The sequence below is a fragment of the Actinoplanes sandaracinus genome, from assembly GCF_030009775.1.
GTDB lineage: Bacteria > Actinomycetota > Actinomycetes > Mycobacteriales > Micromonosporaceae > Actinoplanes > Actinoplanes sandaracinus.
This window is the reverse complement of sequence record NZ_JASCTH010000007.1, coordinates 91,732-110,089: the sequence shown is the minus strand read 5'-3', so window position 1 is coordinate 110,089 and position 18,358 is coordinate 91,732. Positions and strand designations below refer to the sequence as shown.

17 protein-coding genes are annotated in these 18,358 nt (G+C 71.4%); 6 read left to right on the top strand and 11 right to left on the bottom strand.

What is annotated here, in order from left to right:
* The first annotated feature begins 79 nt into the window (after positions 1–79).
* Together QLQ12_RS12415 and QLQ12_RS12410 are read left to right on the top strand one after the other, a co-directional pair.
* Complete coding sequence (locus QLQ12_RS12415) at positions 80–913, top strand: FAD binding domain-containing protein (RefSeq protein ID WP_282759559.1); 834 nt, start codon at positions 80–82, stop codon at positions 911–913.
* A 50-nt stretch (positions 914–963) separates the two neighbouring features.
* Entirely contained in the window at positions 964–1,932 is a 969-nt protein-coding gene (locus QLQ12_RS12410) for a hypothetical protein (RefSeq protein ID WP_282759558.1), read from the top strand.
* A gap of 50 nt (positions 1,933–1,982) precedes the next feature.
* Here the strand turns inward: QLQ12_RS12410 and katG are convergent, their stop codons facing one another.
* The 3 genes from katG to QLQ12_RS12395 all read right to left on the bottom strand — a co-directional run bounded on the left by katG (position 1,983) and on the right by QLQ12_RS12395 (position 6,106).
* Complete coding sequence (katG, locus tag QLQ12_RS12405) at positions 1,983–4,223, bottom strand: catalase/peroxidase HPI (RefSeq protein WP_282759556.1); 2,241 nt, start codon at positions 4,221–4,223, stop codon at positions 1,983–1,985.
* A complete protein-coding gene (locus QLQ12_RS12400) occupies positions 4,223–4,654 on the bottom strand; it encodes a Fur family transcriptional regulator (protein WP_282759555.1) in 432 nt (143 codons plus the stop codon). The genes katG and QLQ12_RS12400 overlap by 1 nt, the downstream gene beginning before the upstream one ends.
* Before the next feature lie 84 nt (positions 4,655–4,738).
* On the bottom strand, positions 4,739–6,106 hold the full coding sequence (locus tag QLQ12_RS12395; protein ID WP_282759554.1) for an alpha-amylase family protein: 1,368 nt from the start codon (positions 6,104–6,106) through the stop codon (positions 4,739–4,741).
* 228 nt (positions 6,107–6,334) lie between these two features.
* Here QLQ12_RS12395 and QLQ12_RS12390 point away from each other — a divergent pair, with 228 nt between their 5' ends.
* Both QLQ12_RS12390 and QLQ12_RS12385 read left to right on the top strand, forming a co-directional pair.
* On the top strand, positions 6,335–7,309 hold the full coding sequence (locus tag QLQ12_RS12390; protein WP_282759552.1) for a lysylphosphatidylglycerol synthase domain-containing protein: 975 nt from the start codon (positions 6,335–6,337) through the stop codon (positions 7,307–7,309).
* Positions 7,306–8,322 carry a glycosyltransferase family 2 protein gene (locus tag QLQ12_RS12385; RefSeq protein ID WP_282759551.1) on the top strand — a complete coding sequence of 339 codons (1,017 nt, stop codon included), beginning with the start codon at positions 7,306–7,308 and terminating at the stop codon, positions 8,320–8,322. The genes QLQ12_RS12390 and QLQ12_RS12385 overlap by 4 nt, the downstream gene beginning before the upstream one ends.
* Positions 8,323–8,406: 84 nt before the next feature.
* On the opposite strand, the gene QLQ12_RS12380 is transcribed toward QLQ12_RS12385, so the two are convergent.
* Positions 8,407–9,087, bottom strand: coding sequence for a winged helix-turn-helix transcriptional regulator (locus tag QLQ12_RS12380; protein ID WP_282759550.1), 681 nt, complete (start codon positions 9,085–9,087; stop codon positions 8,407–8,409).
* 53 nt (positions 9,088–9,140) lie between these two features.
* Between QLQ12_RS12380 and QLQ12_RS12375 the strand changes: the two genes are divergently transcribed.
* Both QLQ12_RS12375 and QLQ12_RS12370 read left to right on the top strand, forming a co-directional pair.
* Positions 9,141–9,782 carry a maleylpyruvate isomerase family mycothiol-dependent enzyme gene (locus QLQ12_RS12375; RefSeq protein ID WP_282759549.1) on the top strand — a complete coding sequence of 214 codons (642 nt, stop codon included), beginning with the start codon at positions 9,141–9,143 and terminating at the stop codon, positions 9,780–9,782.
* A 436-nt stretch (positions 9,783–10,218) separates the two neighbouring features.
* Positions 10,219–10,632, top strand: coding sequence for an SSI family serine proteinase inhibitor (locus tag QLQ12_RS12370; protein ID WP_282759548.1), 414 nt, complete (start codon positions 10,219–10,221; stop codon positions 10,630–10,632).
* A 196-nt stretch (positions 10,633–10,828) separates the two neighbouring features.
* Here the strand turns inward: QLQ12_RS12370 and QLQ12_RS12365 are convergent, their stop codons facing one another.
* From QLQ12_RS12365 to QLQ12_RS12335, 7 genes are read right to left on the bottom strand one after another with little or no spacing between them, the layout of a single operon-like run.
* On the bottom strand, positions 10,829–11,785 hold the full coding sequence (locus QLQ12_RS12365; protein ID WP_282759546.1) for an aldo/keto reductase: 957 nt from the start codon (positions 11,783–11,785) through the stop codon (positions 10,829–10,831).
* An 11-nt stretch (positions 11,786–11,796) separates the two neighbouring features.
* Positions 11,797–12,888: an endonuclease/exonuclease/phosphatase family protein gene (locus QLQ12_RS12360; RefSeq protein ID WP_282759545.1), complete on the bottom strand. Its 1,092-nt coding sequence runs from the start codon at positions 12,886–12,888 to the stop codon at positions 11,797–11,799.
* On the bottom strand, positions 12,885–13,883 hold the full coding sequence (locus QLQ12_RS12355) for a glycosyltransferase family 2 protein (RefSeq protein ID WP_282759544.1): 999 nt from the start codon (positions 13,881–13,883) through the stop codon (positions 12,885–12,887). The genes QLQ12_RS12360 and QLQ12_RS12355 overlap by 4 nt, the downstream gene beginning before the upstream one ends.
* A gap of 2 nt (positions 13,884–13,885) precedes the next feature.
* On the bottom strand, positions 13,886–14,878 hold the full coding sequence (locus QLQ12_RS12350) for a glycosyltransferase family 2 protein (RefSeq protein WP_282759543.1): 993 nt from the start codon (positions 14,876–14,878) through the stop codon (positions 13,886–13,888).
* 6 nt (positions 14,879–14,884) lie between these two features.
* Positions 14,885–15,823: a UbiA prenyltransferase family protein gene (locus QLQ12_RS12345; protein ID WP_282759541.1), complete on the bottom strand. Its 939-nt coding sequence runs from the start codon at positions 15,821–15,823 to the stop codon at positions 14,885–14,887.
* Positions 15,823–16,866 carry an NAD-dependent epimerase/dehydratase family protein gene (locus QLQ12_RS12340; protein ID WP_282759540.1) on the bottom strand — a complete coding sequence of 348 codons (1,044 nt, stop codon included), beginning with the start codon at positions 16,864–16,866 and terminating at the stop codon, positions 15,823–15,825. Before QLQ12_RS12340 ends, QLQ12_RS12345 begins: the two co-directional genes overlap by 1 nt.
* Positions 16,860–18,188 (bottom strand): aspartate aminotransferase family protein, encoded by a 1,329-nt coding sequence (locus tag QLQ12_RS12335; RefSeq protein WP_282759889.1) that lies wholly within the window; start codon positions 18,186–18,188, stop codon positions 16,860–16,862. Before QLQ12_RS12335 ends, QLQ12_RS12340 begins: the two co-directional genes overlap by 7 nt.
* Positions 18,189–18,358: the final 170 nt, after the last annotated feature.

The window sequence follows — 18,358 nt, the reverse complement described above, 5'->3', positions numbered from 1 at the left end:
GTGACCGAGAATGGTCTCCGCCTGCCGGTTAAGACACAGCCGCTGGTATGCGTCTGGTGGCTGATCTGGTGGAGGGTGAATGATGAGGCCGGCGACCGTCGAGTACGTGGCGGCGACGAATGTGGACGAGGTGCTGGGCGTGCTGGCCGACGGTGACACGGCCGTGCTGGCCGGCGGGCAGAGCCTCATCCCGGAGATGGCGACCATGGATCATCCGCCGCGGCGGGTGGTCGACATCAACCCGGTGGCCGGGCTCGACGCTCTGGCCGAGACCGAAGGCACGCTGCGGGTGGGCGCGCTGGTCCGGCACCGGGCGTTCGAGTCGGACGCGGTCGGCGGCCCGCTCGGTGACCTGATGCGCCTGGTCGTGTGCCACATCGGGCATCCGCCGATCCGGGCGCGGGGGACCATGCTGGGCAGCCTCGCCTACGCCAATCCGGCGGCGGAGTGGCCGGTCCTGGCCGTCACGGTCGGCGCGCGGCTGGTCCTGACCGGACCGGACGGGCGCCGGACGGTTCCGGCGGAGCAGTTCTTCACCGGGCCGTACACGACCGTGCGCCGGCCCGAGGAACTGCTGATCGAGGCGCGGCTGCCGGTGCTGCCGGCCGGAACCGGCACCGGGTACGCCGAGGACCGGCGTACCACGATCTATCCGCAGGCGGCCGCGATGGCGGCGGTCACCGTCACCGATGGGGCGGTCAGCGCGGCGGCGATCGGCCTGGTGAACGGCGGCCCGTGTCCGGTCCGGGCCCACGCGGCCGAGAAGGCCCTGGTGGGTGGCACGTTCTCGGACGCCGCCATCAACGCCGCCGCGGAGGCCGCCGCCGGGGTCGACGCCGTCCACAGTGCCCGCCCCCGCGCGTTCCGCCTGCTGGCCCGCCGGGCTCTGACCCGGGCCCGGGAAGGGCTGTGACGTCGGGCCCAGACGGCCGGGCGGAGTGTCCGGCGATTAGGGTCGCTGTCGTGGACACGGCGGCCGGCAACCAGTTCGGCCCGGAGCTTTTCCGGGCGCACGCCGCCCGGCTCGACGCGCTGCGGGCCAGGCTCGGCCGGGTGCGGGTCACCGTCGCGGAGTTCGAGCGAGATCAGGCGGCGTTCGGGCGCCTGTGCGGCTGGATCCTCACCGGGCTGGAGGAACGGTACGTCCGGCACGACGAACTGGTCGCGTACGTCGAGGAGACGTTCGTCCTGACCGTGCACGGACTGACCCGGGTCGCCGACGGCGAGCAGCGGCTCGCCGACTTCCTCGGCCTGCCCGACGAGGACACCGAACCCGTCCCGGACGAGCCCCCGCGCTCGGCGACCGAGATCGTCGACGGTGTCCTGGAGACGGTGTCGAGCCGGGAATGGGTGGAGCCGCAGCTCGCGGAGGCCGCGCCGGTGGCCGAGTTCGCGGCGCCGGTCGACGACACCGTCGCCGCGCTGCGCGCCGCCGGCCTGGACCGGGCGATGACGCACGTCTCGGCGCTGCGGCAGATGCTCGACGACCTGACCGGCATGCCCGACGTCGTCGCCAAGCAGGCCGACCTGTGGACCGGCATGGCCGCCGACCTGCGCGCGATCGGCGCCGATCTGCGGCGGTGCCTCGACGAGGATCTCGGCGCGGTCGGGCGGCCGGACGTGCGCGCCTACCTCGCCCTGATGGCGAACAACGTCGAAGCGCTCCGAGGGCTCGACGCGACCTGCACCGCCATGACCGTGATCACGAAGGCGGCCGGCGACCTGATCCTGCTGACCCGGGACATCGTCCGCGGGCTGATCGGTGACCTCGTCGCCCGCGTCATCGTCTGGGCGGCCGGCACCACCGTGGTTCCGCTGCCGGTGGTGGTGGCGCGGCTCGCGACCGTGGTCGCCACCGCCTGGCGCATCGACGCCTATCTGACGGCCCTGGTCACCAGCATCGCGAACCTGTCGCAGAGCATCGACGGCTGAGACGCCGACGAGCCCCGGCCGATCGGCCGGGGCTCGTCCGTACAGCAGGATCAGGCGAGATCGAAACGGTCGAGCTCCATGACCTTCGTCCATGCGGCGACGAAGTCCTTGACGAACTTCTCCTTCGCGTCGGCGCTGGCGTACACCTCGGACAGGGCCCGCAGCTGCGAGTTCGAGCCGAAGATCAGGTCGACCGAGGTGGCGGTCCACTTGACCTGGTCGGTGGCGAGATCGCGGATCTCGTACACGTTCTCGTCGGACTCCGACGCCTTCCACCGGGTGCCGGGGGAGAGCAGGTTGCGGAAGAAGTCGTTGGAGAGCACGCCCGGCTTGTCGGTGAGGACACCGTGCCGGCTGCCGCCGACGTTGTTGCCCAGCGACCGCAGACCACCGATGAGGACGGTCATCTCCGGCGCGGTCAGGTCCAGCATGTACGCCCGCTCGACGAGCAGCTCCTCCGGCCGGTTCTTGTCGCCCGCGCGCACGTAGTTGCGGAAGCCGTCGGCGCGCGGCTCCAGAACCGTGAACGACTCGACGTCGGTCTGTTCCTGGGTGGCGTCGGTGCGGCCCGGGTGGAACGGCACGGTCACCGGGAAGCCGGCGTCGGCCGCCGCCTTCTCCACCGCGGCCGAACCGGCCAGCACGATCAGGTCGGCCAGCGAGATCTTCGCGCCGCCGGCGGCGTTGAACTCCCGCTGGATGGTCTCCAGGGTCCTCAGCACCGAGGCGAGCTGCTCGGGCTGGTTGACCTCCCAGTTGCGCTGCGGCTCCAGGCGGATCCGGGCGCCGTTGGCGCCACCGCGCTTGTCGGTGGACCGGAAGCTGGCGGCCGAAGCCCAGGCGGTCGAGACCAGCTGGGCGGTGGACAGGCCGGAGTCCAGGATCTTCGCCTTGAGGGCGGTGACGTCGGCCTCGCCGACCAGCTCGTGGTCGACGGCCGGGACCGGGTCCTGCCACAGCTGGGGCTCGGCCACCCACGGGCCGAGGAAGCGGTCCACCGGGCCCATGTCACGGTGCAGCAACTTGTACCAGGCCTTGGCGAACGCCAGCGCGAACTCGTCCGGGTTGGCCAGGAAACGGCGGGAGATCTTCTCGTACGCCGGGTCGACGCGCAGCGACAGGTCGGTCGTGAGCATCGTCGGCAGGTGCTTCTTCGACGGGTCGTGCGCGTCCGGGATGATCGGCTCGGCGTTCTTGGCGACCCACTGCTTCGCGCCGGCCGGGCTGGTGGTGAGCTCCCACTCGTACCCGAAGAGGATCTCGAAGAAGCGGTTGCTCCACTGGGTCGGCTTGTCGGTCCAGGTGACCTCGAGGCCGGAGGTGATGGTGTCGCCGCCCTTGCCGCTGCCGTGCGTGCTCAGCCAGCCGAGGCCCTGCGCCTCCAGCGGTGCGCCCTCGGGCTCCGCGCCGACGTGGCCGTCGGCCGGGCCGGCGCCGTGCGTCTTGCCGAAGGTGTGGCCGCCGGCGATGAGGGCGACGGTCTCCTCGTCGTTCATCGCCATCCGGCGGAAGGTCTCCCGGATGAACCAGGCCGCCTCCAGCGGGTCCGCGCTGCCGCGGGGGCCCTCGGGGTTGACGTAGATGAGGCCCATCTCGGCCGCGCCGACGTTGTCGGTCAGCTTCTGCTCGCCGTAGCGGGCGTCACCCAGCCAGCTCTCCTCGAGACCCCAGATGATCTCCTCCGGCTCCCAGACGTCCTCGCGGCCGAAACCGAACCCGAAGGTCTTGAAGCCCATCGACTCCAGTGCCACGTTGCCGGCGAGCACCAGCAGGTCGGCCCAGGAGATCTTCTGGCCGTACTTCTCCTTGACCGGCCACAGCAGGCGGCGCGCCTTGTCGAGGTTGGCGTTGTCGGGCCAGCTGTTGAGCGGGGCGAAACGCTGGCTGCCGTCACCGGCGCCGCCGCGGCCGTCGTGGATGCGGTAGGTGCCCGCGGCGTGCCAACTCAGGCGGATCATCAGACCGCCGTAGTGGCCGAAGTCGGCCGGCCACCAGTCCTGCGAGGTGGTCAGGACCTCGGTGATGTCACGTTTGAGGGCCTCGACGTCGAGCTTGGCGAACTCTTTCGCGTACTCGAAGTCCGGGCCCAGCGGGTTGCCCTTGGGCGAGTGGGCGTGCAGCGCCGACAGGTCGAGCTGGTTGGGCCACCAGTCCCGGTTGGTGCGGGGGCGGCCGCCGGTCTTCGGCGTCGGCGAATCGATCGCGGGGTTCTCGCTCTCGCTTCCGGTGGCCGTCACGGAGTCGTGGGCGACCGGGCACTTGGCCGCGGAATTGTCCTGGGTGTCGCTCATCAGCTTCCTTCCGAACTGTGGGTCACACACTCGGGGCAGGTGCCCCAATAGACGACCTCCGCCTCGTCGATCACGAATCCGTGATCGTCGGAGGCGGTGAGACAGGGGGCGAGTCCGTCAGCGCAGTCGACATCGGCGATCGCGCCACAGGTGCGGCACACGGCATGGTGGTGGTTGTCCCGCACCCGCAACTCGTAGCGGGCGGTCGCACCGGCCGGCTGGATGCGCCGCACCAGACCGGTGTCGGTGAGCGCACGCAGCACATCGTAAACCGCCTGGTGAGACACCGTCGGATGATCGGCGCGCACCAGCGAGAGCACCGCATCGGTGTCGACGTGGGGGTGGTCGCGCAACGCGGACAGCACCGCGAGCCGGGGCCGTGTCACGCGCAACGAGACCGCACGAAGCTGCGCCTCGAAGTCGGACTTCATGGGGACGACCATAGTGCCCCTTTCTGGAATCGTTCAAGTTTCGTGCGAACTCGTCACATGCCGGGGCCGGTGTGCGCGAGCCACTCAGCTGGACCGGGACAGGACCGCCCAGCCGTGCGGGGGCAGTGTCACCCGGCCGTCGGCGACGTCGCCCCGACCGGCAAGGAGCCGGCCGGCTCCGGGCGCGCGGACCGTGGTCGCCGTCGCCGCGGTGGACAGGGCCACGACGATGCCGTCCGCGCCGGCGCTGGTGGCATAGCTGAGGTGCTCGTTCGCGGTGTCCAGGATCGTGGTGCGGGCCGCGTGCAGCCACGGATGACGCCTCCGCAGGCCGATCAGCTCCTGATGACGGTGGAACGTGGGCAGGCCCAGCGGCGACAGGTCGTCCGGCGATTCGGGGAACTCCGGCCGGACCGCGTCGTCGCCGCCGGCACGGTCCTCCTTGACCCCGCGGAAGGCGTGCTCGTCACCGGCGTAGATCGCCGGGGTGCCGCCGACCGTGGTCAGCACGACCAGGGCGTGGTCCAGGTGCCGTTCGTCGGCGAGACGGCTGGCGATCCGGGTCACGTCGTGGTTGCCGAGGAAGGTGTACGGCACGAACGTGTCGAGGAACTCGTCGTGCCGGCGCAGCGCGTGCGCGAGTTCGAACAGGTTGCGGTCGTTGAGGCTGCTCCAGATCGCCTTCCACAGCTCGTACTGAGTGACCGAGTCCAGGTGGCCGCCCGTGACGGCGGCGGCGTAGTCGCCCTGGATCACCTCACCCATCAGGTAGGCGTCCGGGTGGCGGGCACGGACCCGGTCGGCGACCTTCGCCCAGAAGGCGGCAGGTACGGCGTACGCGGCGTCGAGCCGCCAGCCGGAGATCCCACGGTCGAGCCAGTGGTTCATCACGTCGGCGACGTGGGCGGCCACCGCCGGCTCGGTGTGGTCGAGGGCGACCAGATGATGATGGCCCTCGAAATCGTCGTAGTCCGGCTCGGTGCCGGGTTTCCAGGCTTCCGGCCCGTCCGGCCAGCGGAGCCGGAACCACGAGGCGGTCGGCGCCGCCGGTCCCTGCTCCAGCACGGCCTGGAACGCCGGATGCGACCGGCCGACGTGATGGAACACCCCGTCGAACAGGACCCGGACGCCGCGCTCGGCCGCGGCCTTCAGCAGCGCGTCGAGGTCGGCGTCGTCGCCGAGGCGTGGGTCGATCCGGTAGTGGTCGGTGGTGTCGTAGCCGTGGCTCTCCGAGGCGAAGACCGGGCCGAGGGCGAGGCCGGAGGCGCCGAGCCGGACCGCGTGGTCCAGCCAGCCGGTCAGCCGCTCCAGGCGGTGCCGGACCACCTGGTCCCGCGGCGCTCGCCCGCCGTCGTCAGCCCGCGGCTCCGCGCCGACGAACCCGAGCGGGTAGACGTGCCACCAGATGACGTGCCGGGCCCAGTCGGGTCCGGGCCGGTGCGTGCCGGACATGGGTGTTCTCCGTTCGGGCCGGGGTCGGCGATCAACGTTCGCGGTCGATGATGCCCGGTCCCGGCGTCGCGTACCCCTTTTCGTGATCTCGGGATGAGGGGACGGCGTATCCGCGGTCTACGACCTAAGTCGAGTCTTGCGGTCCCGGAGCCCGCTGCCACCTGTGCGGCCCGGCCGGCGTCCCTACGCTCGGCAGGCGTAGAGGACCCGCGACCACAGGAGCGCCCGATGCCCGAACCGGACAGCCCGATGCCCGAACCGGACCGGCAGAGGCCGTGGCGGCGGCGCGCGGGCACCGCGTTCCTGGCCGTCGCCGTGATCCTCGGGGTGGTCCTCGCCGCCCGGATGGTCGACCCGCGGGCGGTGTCCGCGATGACCCGCCCCGAAGCGTTGCCGCTGCTCGTCGGCGCGGTCCTCGCCAACGCGGCGGGAGTCCTGCTGAGCTGGCTGTCGTGGCGCCGGCTGCTGGCCGCGGTCGCCGCACCGGCCGGATTCGTCACCGAGTCCCGCATCTTCTTCGTCGCGTTCCTGGGCAAGTACGTGCCCGGCCGGGTGTGGGGCGTCCTCGCCCAGCTGGAGATCGGCCGCCGCGCCGGAATCGCCGCCGGCCCGCTGATGGCCGTCTTCCTGCTCGGCCTGGCGACCGCCGCGCTCACCGGCGCCGCCGTCGGCCTGCTCGCGGCCCCCGGCCTGCTCGGTACGTCGATGGTGTGGCTGGCCGCGCCGGTGGGCGCGGCCGTCGTCGGCTACCTGCGGCCGGAACTGGTCTACCGGCTGGTCGCCCGGGCCGCCCGGCTGGTCCGGCGGCCCCTGCCCGAGCAGCCGCCGCAGCGCCGGGCGATCCGCCGCTCGGTGACCGCGTCGGTGGCCAGTTGGGCGGTCGGCGGCCTGCATCTGTGGCTGCTCGCGATCGCGCTCGGCGCCGATCCGGTCGCGGCCCTGCCGGTCTGCGTCGGCGGGTTCGCGCTGGCCTCGACCGCCGGAATGCTCGTCATCGTGCTGCCCGACGGCTGGGGCGCTCGCGACGTGCTGCTCGGCGCCCTGCTCGTCACGGTGCTGCCGCTGCCCCTCGCCGGCACCGCCGCGCTGGCCAGCCGGGTCGTCTGCGTCGTCAGTGAACTCGCTCTCAGCGGCGGGATGCTCCTCGCCGCCGAGGTCCGCCGGCGCCGGCTCGCGCCCGTCCTTCTCGGAGGTGTGTCATGACCCTGTCGGTGTCGATCGTCGTACCGGCCTACAACGCGACCCGGACCATCGCCGTCTGCCTCCGGGCCGCGCTCAGCCAGACCCACCCGGTGGCCGAGGTGATCGTGGTCGACGACGCCAGCACCGACGAGACCGCGGCCCAGGCGGCCGCGTTCGGAGTGCGGGTGATCCGTCAGCCGCACAACCGGGGCGTCTCCGCGGCCCGCAACACCGGCGCGGCGGCGGCCCGGGGCGACGTGATCTTCTACGTCGACGCGGACGTGGCGATCGAGCCGGAAGCCGTCGCGGAGGCGGTGGCCGTCCTGGAACAGGACCCCGGTGTCGGCTGTGTCCACGGCATCTACGCGCCGGAGCCGCTCTACGACGACGGTCCGGTGGAGCATTACAAGATCCTCAACAACCATCACTGGCGGGTACGGGCGGTGGGCGAGGTCGGCACCGCCCTGTTCGCGCTCGGCGCCATCCGCCGGCGGCTGCTCCTGGACGCCGGCGGCTTCGACGAGTCCCTGCGCGACGGCGAGGACGTGGAGATCAGCACCCGGCTGGTCGGTCGCTGCCGCATCGTCCTGACCGACCGGATGGTCGGCCGCCACGACGACGCCGCCTCCCTGCGCGACGTTCTCGGCGAACAGTTCCGCCGCTCCCGGCTGCTGGTCCCGATGGCCGTCGCCGAGCTGCGCGACCGGGCCTCGCGCCCCCGCTCCGGCGGGCGTGGCCCGGCGACCCTCACCGGTCTGCGCCCCGCGTCCGTGGCGGCGACCGCGGCGGGCCTGGCGACGCTGCCGCTCGTGTGGCTGTCACCGTGGCTGCTGGCGGTCCCGGCGCTGGCCTTCGCCGCGATGGTCGCGGCCGACCCGGGTCTGTGCCGCCTGGTCCTGCGTGAGCGGGGAGCGGCGTTCCTGGCGTTCTTCCTGGGCCTGCACCTGACGGTCCAGGTGACCACGCTGGCCGGCGCGGCCACCGGCGCCCTGCACTGGATGACCGCCCGCCGCCGCCCCGCACCGGTGGGCTGAACGGTTGACCGGCGCTCCCTGGCCGCGCCGGGTCCCCTGTCCCGGGACTCCCGGGTGGCCGGGAGCGTTCACCGCGGATCCGGCTCAGCCGGGGATCTCCAGCCGGGTCGCCGCGACGAGGGCTCGGACCGCTTCGGCGTCGCCGGACACGGTGATCGCCGCGTCCCCGGGCGGCGGACCACCGAGCACGAGGGTCTTCCACGCGAGTGTCGTCGCCTCGACGTGCGCGTCGACGTCGGCGGGGAGCGGCTGTCTCGACACGGTGGTGCCGCCGGGGCCCACGGTCGCGAGGTAGCCGGCGGGCTCCTGCCCGGCGATGCGGGAATCGGTCAGTGTCAGGGCGATCCGTCGGGTGGGTTCACCGGCCGACGCGGGCCGCGCGTGGGCGCGCATGGCCAGGACGAGGGTGTCGGGGCTCATGTCGGCCTCGACCGGCAGCGCCGGTGAGCGCACGGCCCACCGCGACAGGGCCGCGTTGACGGCTTCCAGCTCGCGGCCCCAATCGGTGAGGTCGTAGAGGGTGACCGCCGCCGGGCGGGGCAGGCTGCGGCGCACGACGATCCCGGAGTCCTCGAGGTCCTGCAGACGGCGGGAGAGAGCGCCGGGGCCGATGCCGGGGATGTCGCGCTGGATGTCGACGAACCGTTTGGGGCCGAGTATCAGCTCCCGCACCACGATGAGTGCCCATCGCTCGCCGATGAGGTCCAGCGCGTGGGCGGAGGCACAGCCGTCGTTGTACGAGCTGTACGTCCGTCGCGTGGCCACCCGACCATGCTAACTACTTGCCCGGTAGTGGCTACTACTGTTTTAGTAGTGCGATGACCGTTCAACGCGCCACCGTCTGGAGCGTGGTCCACGAGGAGCGCGCCACCCTCTGCCGTGACCTGGCGACGCTCGCGCCCGAGCAGTGGAGCGCCCCCACCGCCTGCACCGGATGGGACGTGCACGACGTCGTGGCCCACCTGGTCGACAGCGCCAAGGCCACCAGGCTCGGCTTCGTCCGCGACATGCTCGCCGCCCGAGGAGACTTCGACCGGCAGAACGCCTTCGGTGTCGCACGGGAGAGGCGCGACGATCCGCGGGACACCCTCCGGGCGTTCCGGTCGGTCGTGACGCGCACCAGCGCTCCGCCGGCGCCGGTCGCCACGCGCCTGGTCGAGGCCTTCGTGCACGGCGAGGACATCCGGCGCGCCGTCGGGCTCCGTGGCGACTATCCGCCCGGCCCGGTGGTGACGGCGCTGGCGCACCAGCTCCGCACCACGGTGCGGATGGGCGGCGGCAAGGAGCTCGCCGCCGGCCTGCGGCTGGTCGCCTCCGACGCGCCCCTCGACACCGGATCCGGGCCGGAGGTGCGCGGTCCGGCCATCGCGCTGCTGCTCGCGGTCTCCGGCCGTGCCGTCGAGCCCGGCGAGCTGACCGGCCCCGGGGTGACCGTCCTGGCCGAGCGGGCGGCTTCCTGAGCCGCCGTCCTGGCCGAGCGGGCGGCTCCTGAGCCGCCGTCATGACCGGGCGGCTTCCTGAGCCGTGCCGGCCGCCGGCGGGGAAGGGCCGACGGGCGATCATCACTGGGCGTGGCTCATCAATGGCCAAGAGTGACCAATCTGACACGGTGAACTCTCGACGGTGCGGGTGGCCCGACCGGGCCACGGCGCCGGCGTGCCCGCGACCGGCGCTGACACACGGCCGAGGCCCCTTTCGCCCCGGCGTGCCGACCCCGCGCCGGCCCCCCGGGGGCCGCCATGTCGTCGCATTGTTGGAACAATTGAAAAGCTGTCGGTTTGACGCCCGCGAAGCGTCGTCTTAACGTGCTCGTGACACATGAGTGGCGAACGGATGAGGTGCTCTCCACAAGAGAGTGATCCCCTTTTCGCCGCCCCCTTCCACAAGGAGGAATCGATGTTGCGAAACCGACGTGCGCGCATTCTCGCGCTATCCCTCTGTGCCACGGCAGCCGCGCTGCCGCTGGGTTCGCCGGCCGCGGCCGAGTCCGCGCGGCCGCTGGCCTCCAGCACCGTCCTACTGAGCGTCATCCCCGCTGAACCTGCTGGTGGGCCGATTCAGCAGGCCCTGTTGAGGTGTGACGCCGACGGCGGGACGCACCGCGCGGCGACCGCCGCCTGCGACGATCTCCGCTCCGTCGGCGGCGACATCCGGGCCCTGGCCACGGAGGACGGCATCTGTACTCGTGAATATCGTCCGGTGACCGCGGTGGCGATGGGAGTGTGGCGGGGAGAGCCTCTTTCCTACCGTGCCACGTTCTCCAACCGCTGCCTTCTTCTGCTGGCGACCGGCGACGTTTTCAATTTCTGAAATACGGATTTCGCGAAGACCGTGTGACGGTTCGCCGCGAAACCGTGAAACGGTGACAAGAAACTGTGAAAATATGAAATCGCGAGCCGTCCGCGAAGTCGGTGAACCAGCCGTCCGGTGAGGTTCGCGGCGCGCGGACAGCGCGATGGCCGCCGCCGGCAGGGAGCCGGCGGCGGCCGTCATCGCTGGGGCGCCGTCAGCGGGCGCCGATGTTCTGGCCGGCGGCGTCGAGACGGTCGCGGATCTCCGGGGCCAGGGTCACGTCGGCCGCGCCGAGCAACTCGTCGAGCTGTTCCACGCTGCTCGCGCCAATGATCGGGATGACCGCGGGCCGGCCCCGCATCATCCACGCCAGCACCACCTGGTTCGGGGTGAGGCCCAGGTCCGCGGCGACCTCCCGCAGCACCCGCAGGCGCGCCGCGTTGGACGGGTGGTCGTAGGTCAGCGGCAGCTCCACCTCGGACCGCACATAGGCGCCCTTCAGCAGCGGCGTGTAGGCCAGCACCTGCACGTCCGGCTGCGAGGACGCGTAGTCGAGCAGTTCGTCGCTGGCCTGGTCGGTCTGTGCCGGCAACTGCCGCGTCCACAGGTAGGTGTACTTCTGCTGCACCGCCGTGTAACCGGGACGTCCGGCGGCGCGGGCCAGGGCGCGGGCCTGCTCGATCCGCCAAGTGGCCTGGTTGCTGGCGCCGAGGGCGCGGACCTTGCCGGACTCCACCAGCCCGGCGAAGGCGTCCACGGTCTCCTCCAGCGGGGTGTCCCGGTCGTCGAAGTGGGCGTAGTACAGGTCGATGTGGTCGCGGCCGAGGTTGCGCAGGGTCTCCACGGCTCCGCCACGGATCACGTCGGCGCCGAGGCCCTGGAAATAGTCGGGGACGGGCTTGCCGGGCACCGTGGTCTGGCAGCCGACCTTGCTGGCGATCACCATGTCGTGGCCGCGGGAGGCGAGCCAGCGGCCGATCACGGCCTCGCTCTCGCCGCCTTCGCCGAGCCACTGGTTGTAGCAGTTGGCGGTGTCGACGAGGGTGCCGCCGGCCGCGTGGAAACGGTCGAGCAGGGCGAACGCGGTGTCCTCGTCGGTCTGGGTGCCGAAGTACATGGTGCCGAGGGCCAGCGCGCTGACCTGGAGACCGCCGATGTGACGCTGTTCCATGGATGTTCTCCCTACGTGAGGCTGATGCGCAGGTCCTGCGCACGGTGGTCGGAGAGATCGAGACTGTCGTGCAGGTCGTAGCGGTGCACGGCTACGTCGTCGCTGGTGAAGACGTGGTCGAGCCGCCACCAGCCGCGGCCGCGGGCGTCCCAGGTGGACGGGTAGAGGCCGCCGCCGGTGAGAGCGGCCTCGTCGAGCCGGATCCGGTCGAGCTCGCCCATCGCGGGGGTGCTGTTGAAGTCGCCGGCGACGAACACCGGGCCGGGGTTGCCGTCGAGGTCGGTGGTGAGGGCCCGCCAGCTCGCCTCGCGCCGGGCCGCCTGGTCCTGGACGACGGTGTAGAAGCGGGTGGTCAGGGGACTGCGTTCGGCGTCGAGCTGGACCGGTGTGTGGACGTTGTAGAACGAGATCACCCCCCCGCCGACCTCGATGTCGGTGCGCAACGTCTTGGTGGTCCAGTAACTGAGGAAGTCGGTGCCGGCCGGTGGCGGCGCCGCGTCGTCGACGGCGGCGAGCGGGCGGGAGTCGCGGATCGGCAGGCGCGACAGGGTGAGCAGTTCGCTGTCGGCGACGATCTGGTAACCGGGGAACCACTGCCGTACCTCGGCGAGCCGGTCGATCCGGATGGGGCCGTCGGTGAAGTAGAGGTACTCCTGCAGTAGGTAGACGTCGGCGTCGTACGACCGCAGGTATCGATAGAAGGCTTGCGGATCCTCGTCCTGCTCCCAGAACTGGGTGTTCCAGGAGACCACCCGGATCGCGCCGGCCGGCACCGGGCCGGGGGAGCCCAGGGCGGGCAGGCGCAGGCCGGACTGGCCGGCGGTCAGGGCGAACGCCACCACCGCGAGCAGGGCGGCGCGCCCGCCGTGCCGTCCGCGCACGATCGCCGCGCCGCCCAGCAGCAGCGCCGGGATCAGGGCGAACACGAACGGCGGGGCCAGGTCGGGCAGCAGCATCCACCACACCCGGCCGGACAGCAGCTCGTGGGCGAGCACGTAGCCGAGCCAGAGCACCGCAAGACCCAGCACGGTCAGGCCGGAGCGGCGGCGGGCCGGTGCGACCGGTTCGGCGACTACGGGGGAGGAGGCTTCGAGCAGGGTCATGCCGGCACCGGGTCGTAGAGCCGCCGGAACCGCGCCGACCCCAGCCACTTCAGGGCGCCGACGGCGACCCCGGTGGCGATGGTGACGTTGACGGCGAAGTGGACGGCGGCGAAGTACAGCAGGAAGCCGACGCCGCGGGACTTCCGGACGAACCGGTACATGCCCAGGTCGGCCGCGAGCGAGGCGCCGAGGGCGGCCCCCGTGAGCAGCAGCGCCCACGGCCCGAGGAGCGCGACCAGCGGGAGCGTGGCCACCGCGCCGAGGGCCGCGACGCTGCCGAACGCCCGGTTCGAGGTCTCGAAACCGGTGGCGAACGCCTTGCGCCGGGCGTAGAGCGGCACCCGGGCGCGGGCCCGCCGGTAGAGCTTGCGCAGCAGCGGGACCAACTCGTCGTCATGGTCGTGCCTGGCCCGGACCTGGCTGGTCAGCAGCATGCCGTACCGCTGGGTGAGCCGGTTGCCGTAGTCGACCTCCTCGGTCTGGGTCAGCTTGGTGTTGAACGGCCCGATCTCGTCGAAGACGGCCCGCTCGATGGCGCAGACGGCCGGGAACATGAACGAGATCCGGCCCTCCGACGAGATCGACCAGTAGTGGTACTGCAGGGCCCGGTACTCCTCGACCATGCTGTCGCGGATCAGCGGCTCGGGATCGTGCACCCCGCAGACCGCGCCCAGGGTCTGATCTTGATCTAGATAGAAAACCGCCTTCTCGATGGCCTGCGGGTGCAGGGCCACGTCGGAGTCGACGAACATCAGGATCTCGCCGTTGCTGGCGGCGACGCCCAGGTTGCGGGCGGTGGCGCAGCCGGAGTTGACCGGCGTGTGCAGTACCTTGACGCCGAGACGTTCGGCGATGGCGACCGAGTCGTCGGTGCTCCGGTCGTCCACCATGATCACTTCGACATTCGGGTACGTCTGCTTCCGGATCGCCTCGATGCACAGCGGCAGCGAGACGGCGTAGTTGTAGTTCGGGATGATCACCGAGACCAGTCGCATGGTCAGGCCACCTTCAGCGCGTAGGTGGTCCGGAACCGCTGCGACACCGCGCACTGGGCGAGGCCGGCCACGACGGCCAGGCCCACGGTCACGTTGACCACGAAGTGGACGGCCGTGTAGTAGGCCAGGAACAGCGGGCCGACGTGCCCGCGCACGATCCGGTACATCGGCAGGTCGGCCAGCACGAACGTGGCGAACAGCAGCGCCGGCAGGGCCAGCCACGCCACCCCGAGGACCGCCGGGGCCAGGAGGGAGACCGCCGCCAGCAGGGCGGCCACGCTGCCCCAGCCGCGCGAGCCGTTGGTCGGGCCGCCGCTGAAGTCCGGCCGGGTCAGGAACAGCGGCACGTGCAGCCGGGCGCGGTGGAAGAACTTGGTGAGCAGTACCCCGAGTTTGTCGTCGTGGTCGTGCCGGCCCTGGATGCGGTCGGTGAGCAGGATCCGGTACCGCTGCGACAGCCGGTGGCCGTAGTCGGCGTTCTCGCTGTGCCGCAGCGCCGGGTTGAAGCCGCCGACCTCGGCGAACACGTCGGCCCGGATCGCCATGATGGCGGTGAACACGGTGCTCGTGTCCCCGAGGTCGCCGATCCACCACGAGTAGAGCTGCAGCGCCCGGTACTCCTCGACCAGGCTGTCGCGGATCAGCGGCTTGGCCTCGTAGGTGCCGCACGCCGCGCCGACGGCCGGGTCGGCCAGGATCGCGACCGCCTCGGCCAGGGCGTCCGGCCGCAGCGCCACGTCGGAGTCGAGGAAGAACAGCACCTCACCCTCGGCCTCGGTGGCGCCCAGGTTGCGCGCCGCCGGGGCTCCGATGTTCGTCCCGGTACGGATCACCCGTGCCCCGCGCGCCTCGGCGATGCGCACCGAGTCGTCGGTGCTGTTGTCGTCGACGACGATGACCTCGACGTCGGGGTACGTCTGCGCGTTCACGGCCGCCAGGCACAGGTCCAGGGTCCTGGCGTAGTTGTAGTTCGGCACGATGACCGACACCAGCATGGTGTTCTATCCCTTCACGAGTTGCGCGGTCAGGAGGATGGAGCCGAGCACGAGGGCCCACAGCAGCGAGGTGACGACCATGGTCCGGTCGCGCAGCAGGACCCGCACCGGGTCGCCGCCGTCCCCGAGCACCACCAGCGCCTGCAGATAGCGGGCCAGCGCGAACAGCCCGAACGGCACGGATCCGAGCAGCGCCGCGGTGCCGTAGGGGGCGGGAAAGGCGTCGTCGACGTAGAGCAGGAACGCGCTGACCGCGAGCACCGAGCAGAGCACGATCATGTAGTCGAGATACTGCGTCGAATAGCCGCGCAGCGACGGCCGGTGCAGGGCGCCGCCGGTGCCGACCTCGTGCCGGCGTTTGCCGAGGATCATCACGAGGCAGAGGCTGAACACGGCGACCAGCAGCCAGCCGGCGACCGGTGTGCCGGCGGCCACGTAACCCTGCACCACCCGGAGCACGAACCCGAGCGCCACCACGAACACGTCGATCAGCGGCACGTGCTTGAGCCCGCGGCTGTAGGCCACGTTCAGCGCCAGGTACACCAGCAACGGCCACCACGCGGCCGGGGTGACCGGCCCGCTCACCGCCACCGCGATCAAGAGCAGGACGAGCATCATTCCGTACGCGTACGCGAGTCCCACCCCCACGCGTCCGGAGGCGACCGGGCGGAGCTGTTTGACCGGGTGGAGCCGGTCACGGTGCCGGTCGGCGATGTCGTTGAAGACGTAGACCGCCGACGACGCGACCGTGAAGCCGAGCACCGCCCAGGCCACCGCGAACAGCGCGGACAGGTTCAGGGCCGTCCCGTCGAGCAGGACGAGCGGCACCACGAGCAGGTTCTTGGCCCACTGGTGCGGCCGGATCAGGGTGACCAGGTCACGCAGCCCGTTCGCCACCCGGGCCACCGGTGGATTCAGCGGTACGGCCGTGTCCACCGCGGTCATCAGAAGACCGCCTTCACCAGCGAGAGGACGCCCTGACGCCACGGCTCGCGGCTGGTGCGGCCGGTGCCCGCCGGAACCGGGGCGCCGCGCCGCTGCTCGCGCCACCACGCGTAGGTGCGCAGAATGGCGTCCCGGTTGGACCGTGCGGGCACGAAGCCGAGCACGTCCCGGGCCTTGTCGATGGAGACGTAGGAGTCGGCGAGCAGTTTGTGCAGCAGCCGTCCGTAGACCGGTGACAGCTTGGCCTTCTGCAGCAGTTCGAGGACCGCGACCGCGGGCCTGGCCGGGATGCCGACGACCCGTTTGCCGTGCCCGGCCGCGTCCAGGACGGCCTGGAAGTCCTCGCGGATGGTCCCGAAGTCGCCGGCCGCGATGTTGAAGGTGTCGTCGGCGACGTCGATCGGCGCGTCCAGCACGGTGTGCACCGCGGCGACCAGGTCCTCGATCGCGAGCATCTGGATGCGCACGTCGCCCTTGCCGAGGACCGGGAAGTTGCGGCCCTCCTCGGCCCATTCGAACAGCATCGAGAACAGGCCCATCCGGCCCGGGCCGACGAAGGTCTTGGGGCGCAGCACCGGGATCCGCAGACCGGCCGCCCGGAACTCCTCGACGACCTCCTCGGCGCGGGCCTTGGCGCGGCTGTACGGATCGACCGGCTCCCGTGGGTGGCTCTCCGTGGTGGGAACGATCTTGGGAAGGCCGTACACCGCGGTCGAGGAGATGTGCACGACCCGCGGTGTGCCGGCCTGTTTCGCCGCGCCGAGAACGCCGCGGGTGCCGCCGACGACGATCGAGTCGATCTCGGAGTCGGAGTAGGTGGGCAGCGCCGACGCGGTGTGCACGATCGCGTCCATCCCGTCGGCGGCGCGCAGCATGCCGTCGGCGTCGCGGATGTCGCAGGTGTGCGTCTGCACGCCGGGGACCGGCTCGGCCGGCGGCCGCAGGTCCACACTGCGGACCCGGTGGCCGGCCTCGGCCAGGGACCGCACCACGGCCCCGCCGAGCATGCCGGAGCCGCCGGTGACCAGTATCGATGTCACCACAGGGAACTCACTTTCTCGCGCATGAAGCGCATGACGAGTCGGGGCAGCCCGACGGCCAGGGTGGCGTCGAGGGCTTCGAGGAACCGTTCGACGTGGGCCGGGTCGGTGACCAGCGGCGGCGCGACGACGAACGGGTTGCGGCCGTTGAGCGTGTAGTAGGTGTAGAAGTCGTGCCGCCGGTACAGCTCGTCGATCACCGCGCAGGTGACCAGCTTGGTGCCGAACTGCGGGTCCTTCGCGAGGCCGCCGGGGGCCACCTTGCCGACCAGGTCGAGCACGGCCCCGGCCTTGAGGAAGACGCCCCACAGCGCGCCGGCGCCGCGGACCTCGTCGATGACGGTGGAGTGTTCCTTGGCGATCCGGGCCAGACCGGGGGCGAGGATCCGCTCGATCTGGCGGGCCTTGGCGGGGAAGTCCTCCTCGACGGCGATGTTGACCGCCTCGATCGCGGTGGCGGTCTCCTCACCGAACCCGTAGTAGGTGGTGCTGGTGCTCTGCAGCAGCGCGTCGGTGAGGCTGTCGTACGCCTTGCGGAAGATCGGTTCGCGGGCGACGTACGCCGAGATCGAGGATTTGCCGCCGCCGAACGACTTGGAGGTGGTGACCACGTCCGGGAGCAGGCCGGGGTAGCGCATGAAGTAGAACATCGTGCCGGTCTTGCCCCAGCCGGTGTAGATCTCGTCGAAGATCAGCACGATGCCCTCGGCGGTGCACAGCTCGCGCAGCCCGCGCAGGAACTCCTCCGAGCAGGACCGCATCGTGGACGCGCTGAACGGCTCGATGAGCAGGGCGTAGACGTCGCAGCCGCCGTCGGCGCGGCGGGCCTCCGCGACCGCCGCGCGGACGGCGTCGAGGTCGCCGTAGGGGAACTTCACCACGCCGGGGATGCCGGGGAAGGCGAAGTGGTTCTGGGTGCTGCCGGTGAGGCTGCCGGACCCGAGCAGCTTGCCGTGGAAACTGATGTCGGCCCGCATGATCGTGTTCCGCTTGCCGCCGTGGTACTTGTACGCCAGCTTGACGGCCCCCTCCACGGCTTCGGCGCCGGAGTTGGGCAGGAACGACATGTTCAGGTCGCCGGGCAGGACCGCCGCGAGGTTGTGGCCGAGCGCGGCGACGTACGGCGAGAAGTAGGTCTTGTGCACCTCCATCCGGTGCCGCTCGGCGAACCGTTGGCGAGCGGCGAGGATGCGGGGGTGGTTGTGGCCGTGGTTGAGCACGCCGACGCCGCCGGTGAAGTCGACGATCTCGCGTCCGTCGCGGGTGTGCAGGATGGCGCCCTCGGCGTGGTCGATCAGCTCCTGGCCGAAGCCGAACGAGGTCATCAGGGCGACCTGGCTCTTGTTGACGTGCCGGCGGTACAGGTCGTGCACCTGCTTCACCGACAGCAGTTCGCAGTCGTCGAGGCTGATGAGTTCCGTCATGGGAAGCGACGCTAGGGATCTCGCGGACCCGGGAACAGGTGGCGTCGTAGCTGGGCGCGATGTTGTGCACA

Excerpts from the sequence above, each read along its gene's own strand:
- QLQ12_RS12370 (WP_282759548.1), top strand. The coding sequence starts at position 10,219 with ATGTTGCGAAACCGACGTGCGCGCATTCTCGCGCTATCCCTCTGTGCC.
- QLQ12_RS12400 (WP_282759555.1), bottom strand. The coding sequence starts at position 4,654 with ATGAAGTCCGACTTCGAGGCGCAGCTTCGTGCGGTCTCGTTGCGCGTG.
- QLQ12_RS12365 (WP_282759546.1), bottom strand. The coding sequence starts at position 11,785 with ATGGAACAGCGTCACATCGGCGGTCTCCAGGTCAGCGCGCTGGCCCTC.
- QLQ12_RS12355 (WP_282759544.1), bottom strand. The coding sequence starts at position 13,883 with ATGCGACTGGTCTCGGTGATCATCCCGAACTACAACTACGCCGTCTCG.
- QLQ12_RS12375 (WP_282759549.1), top strand. The coding sequence starts at position 9,141 with ATGACCGTTCAACGCGCCACCGTCTGGAGCGTGGTCCACGAGGAGCGC.
- QLQ12_RS12385 (WP_282759551.1), top strand. The coding sequence starts at position 7,306 with ATGACCCTGTCGGTGTCGATCGTCGTACCGGCCTACAACGCGACCCGG.
- QLQ12_RS12335 (WP_282759889.1), bottom strand. The coding sequence starts at position 18,188 with ATGACCTCGTTCGGCTTCGGCCAGGAGCTGATCGACCACGCCGAGGGC.
- QLQ12_RS12415 (WP_282759559.1), top strand. The coding sequence starts at position 80 with ATGATGAGGCCGGCGACCGTCGAGTACGTGGCGGCGACGAATGTGGAC.
- QLQ12_RS12395 (WP_282759554.1), bottom strand. The coding sequence starts at position 6,106 with ATGTCCGGCACGCACCGGCCCGGACCCGACTGGGCCCGGCACGTCATC.
- katG (WP_282759556.1), bottom strand. The coding sequence starts at position 4,223 with ATGAGCGACACCCAGGACAATTCCGCGGCCAAGTGCCCGGTCGCCCAC.
- QLQ12_RS12345 (WP_282759541.1), bottom strand. The coding sequence starts at position 15,823 with ATGACCGCGGTGGACACGGCCGTACCGCTGAATCCACCGGTGGCCCGG.
- QLQ12_RS12350 (WP_282759543.1), bottom strand. The coding sequence starts at position 14,878 with ATGCTGGTGTCGGTCATCGTGCCGAACTACAACTACGCCAGGACCCTG.
- QLQ12_RS12390 (WP_282759552.1), top strand. The coding sequence starts at position 6,335 with ATGCCCGAACCGGACAGCCCGATGCCCGAACCGGACCGGCAGAGGCCG.
- QLQ12_RS12360 (WP_282759545.1), bottom strand. The coding sequence starts at position 12,888 with ATGACCCTGCTCGAAGCCTCCTCCCCCGTAGTCGCCGAACCGGTCGCA.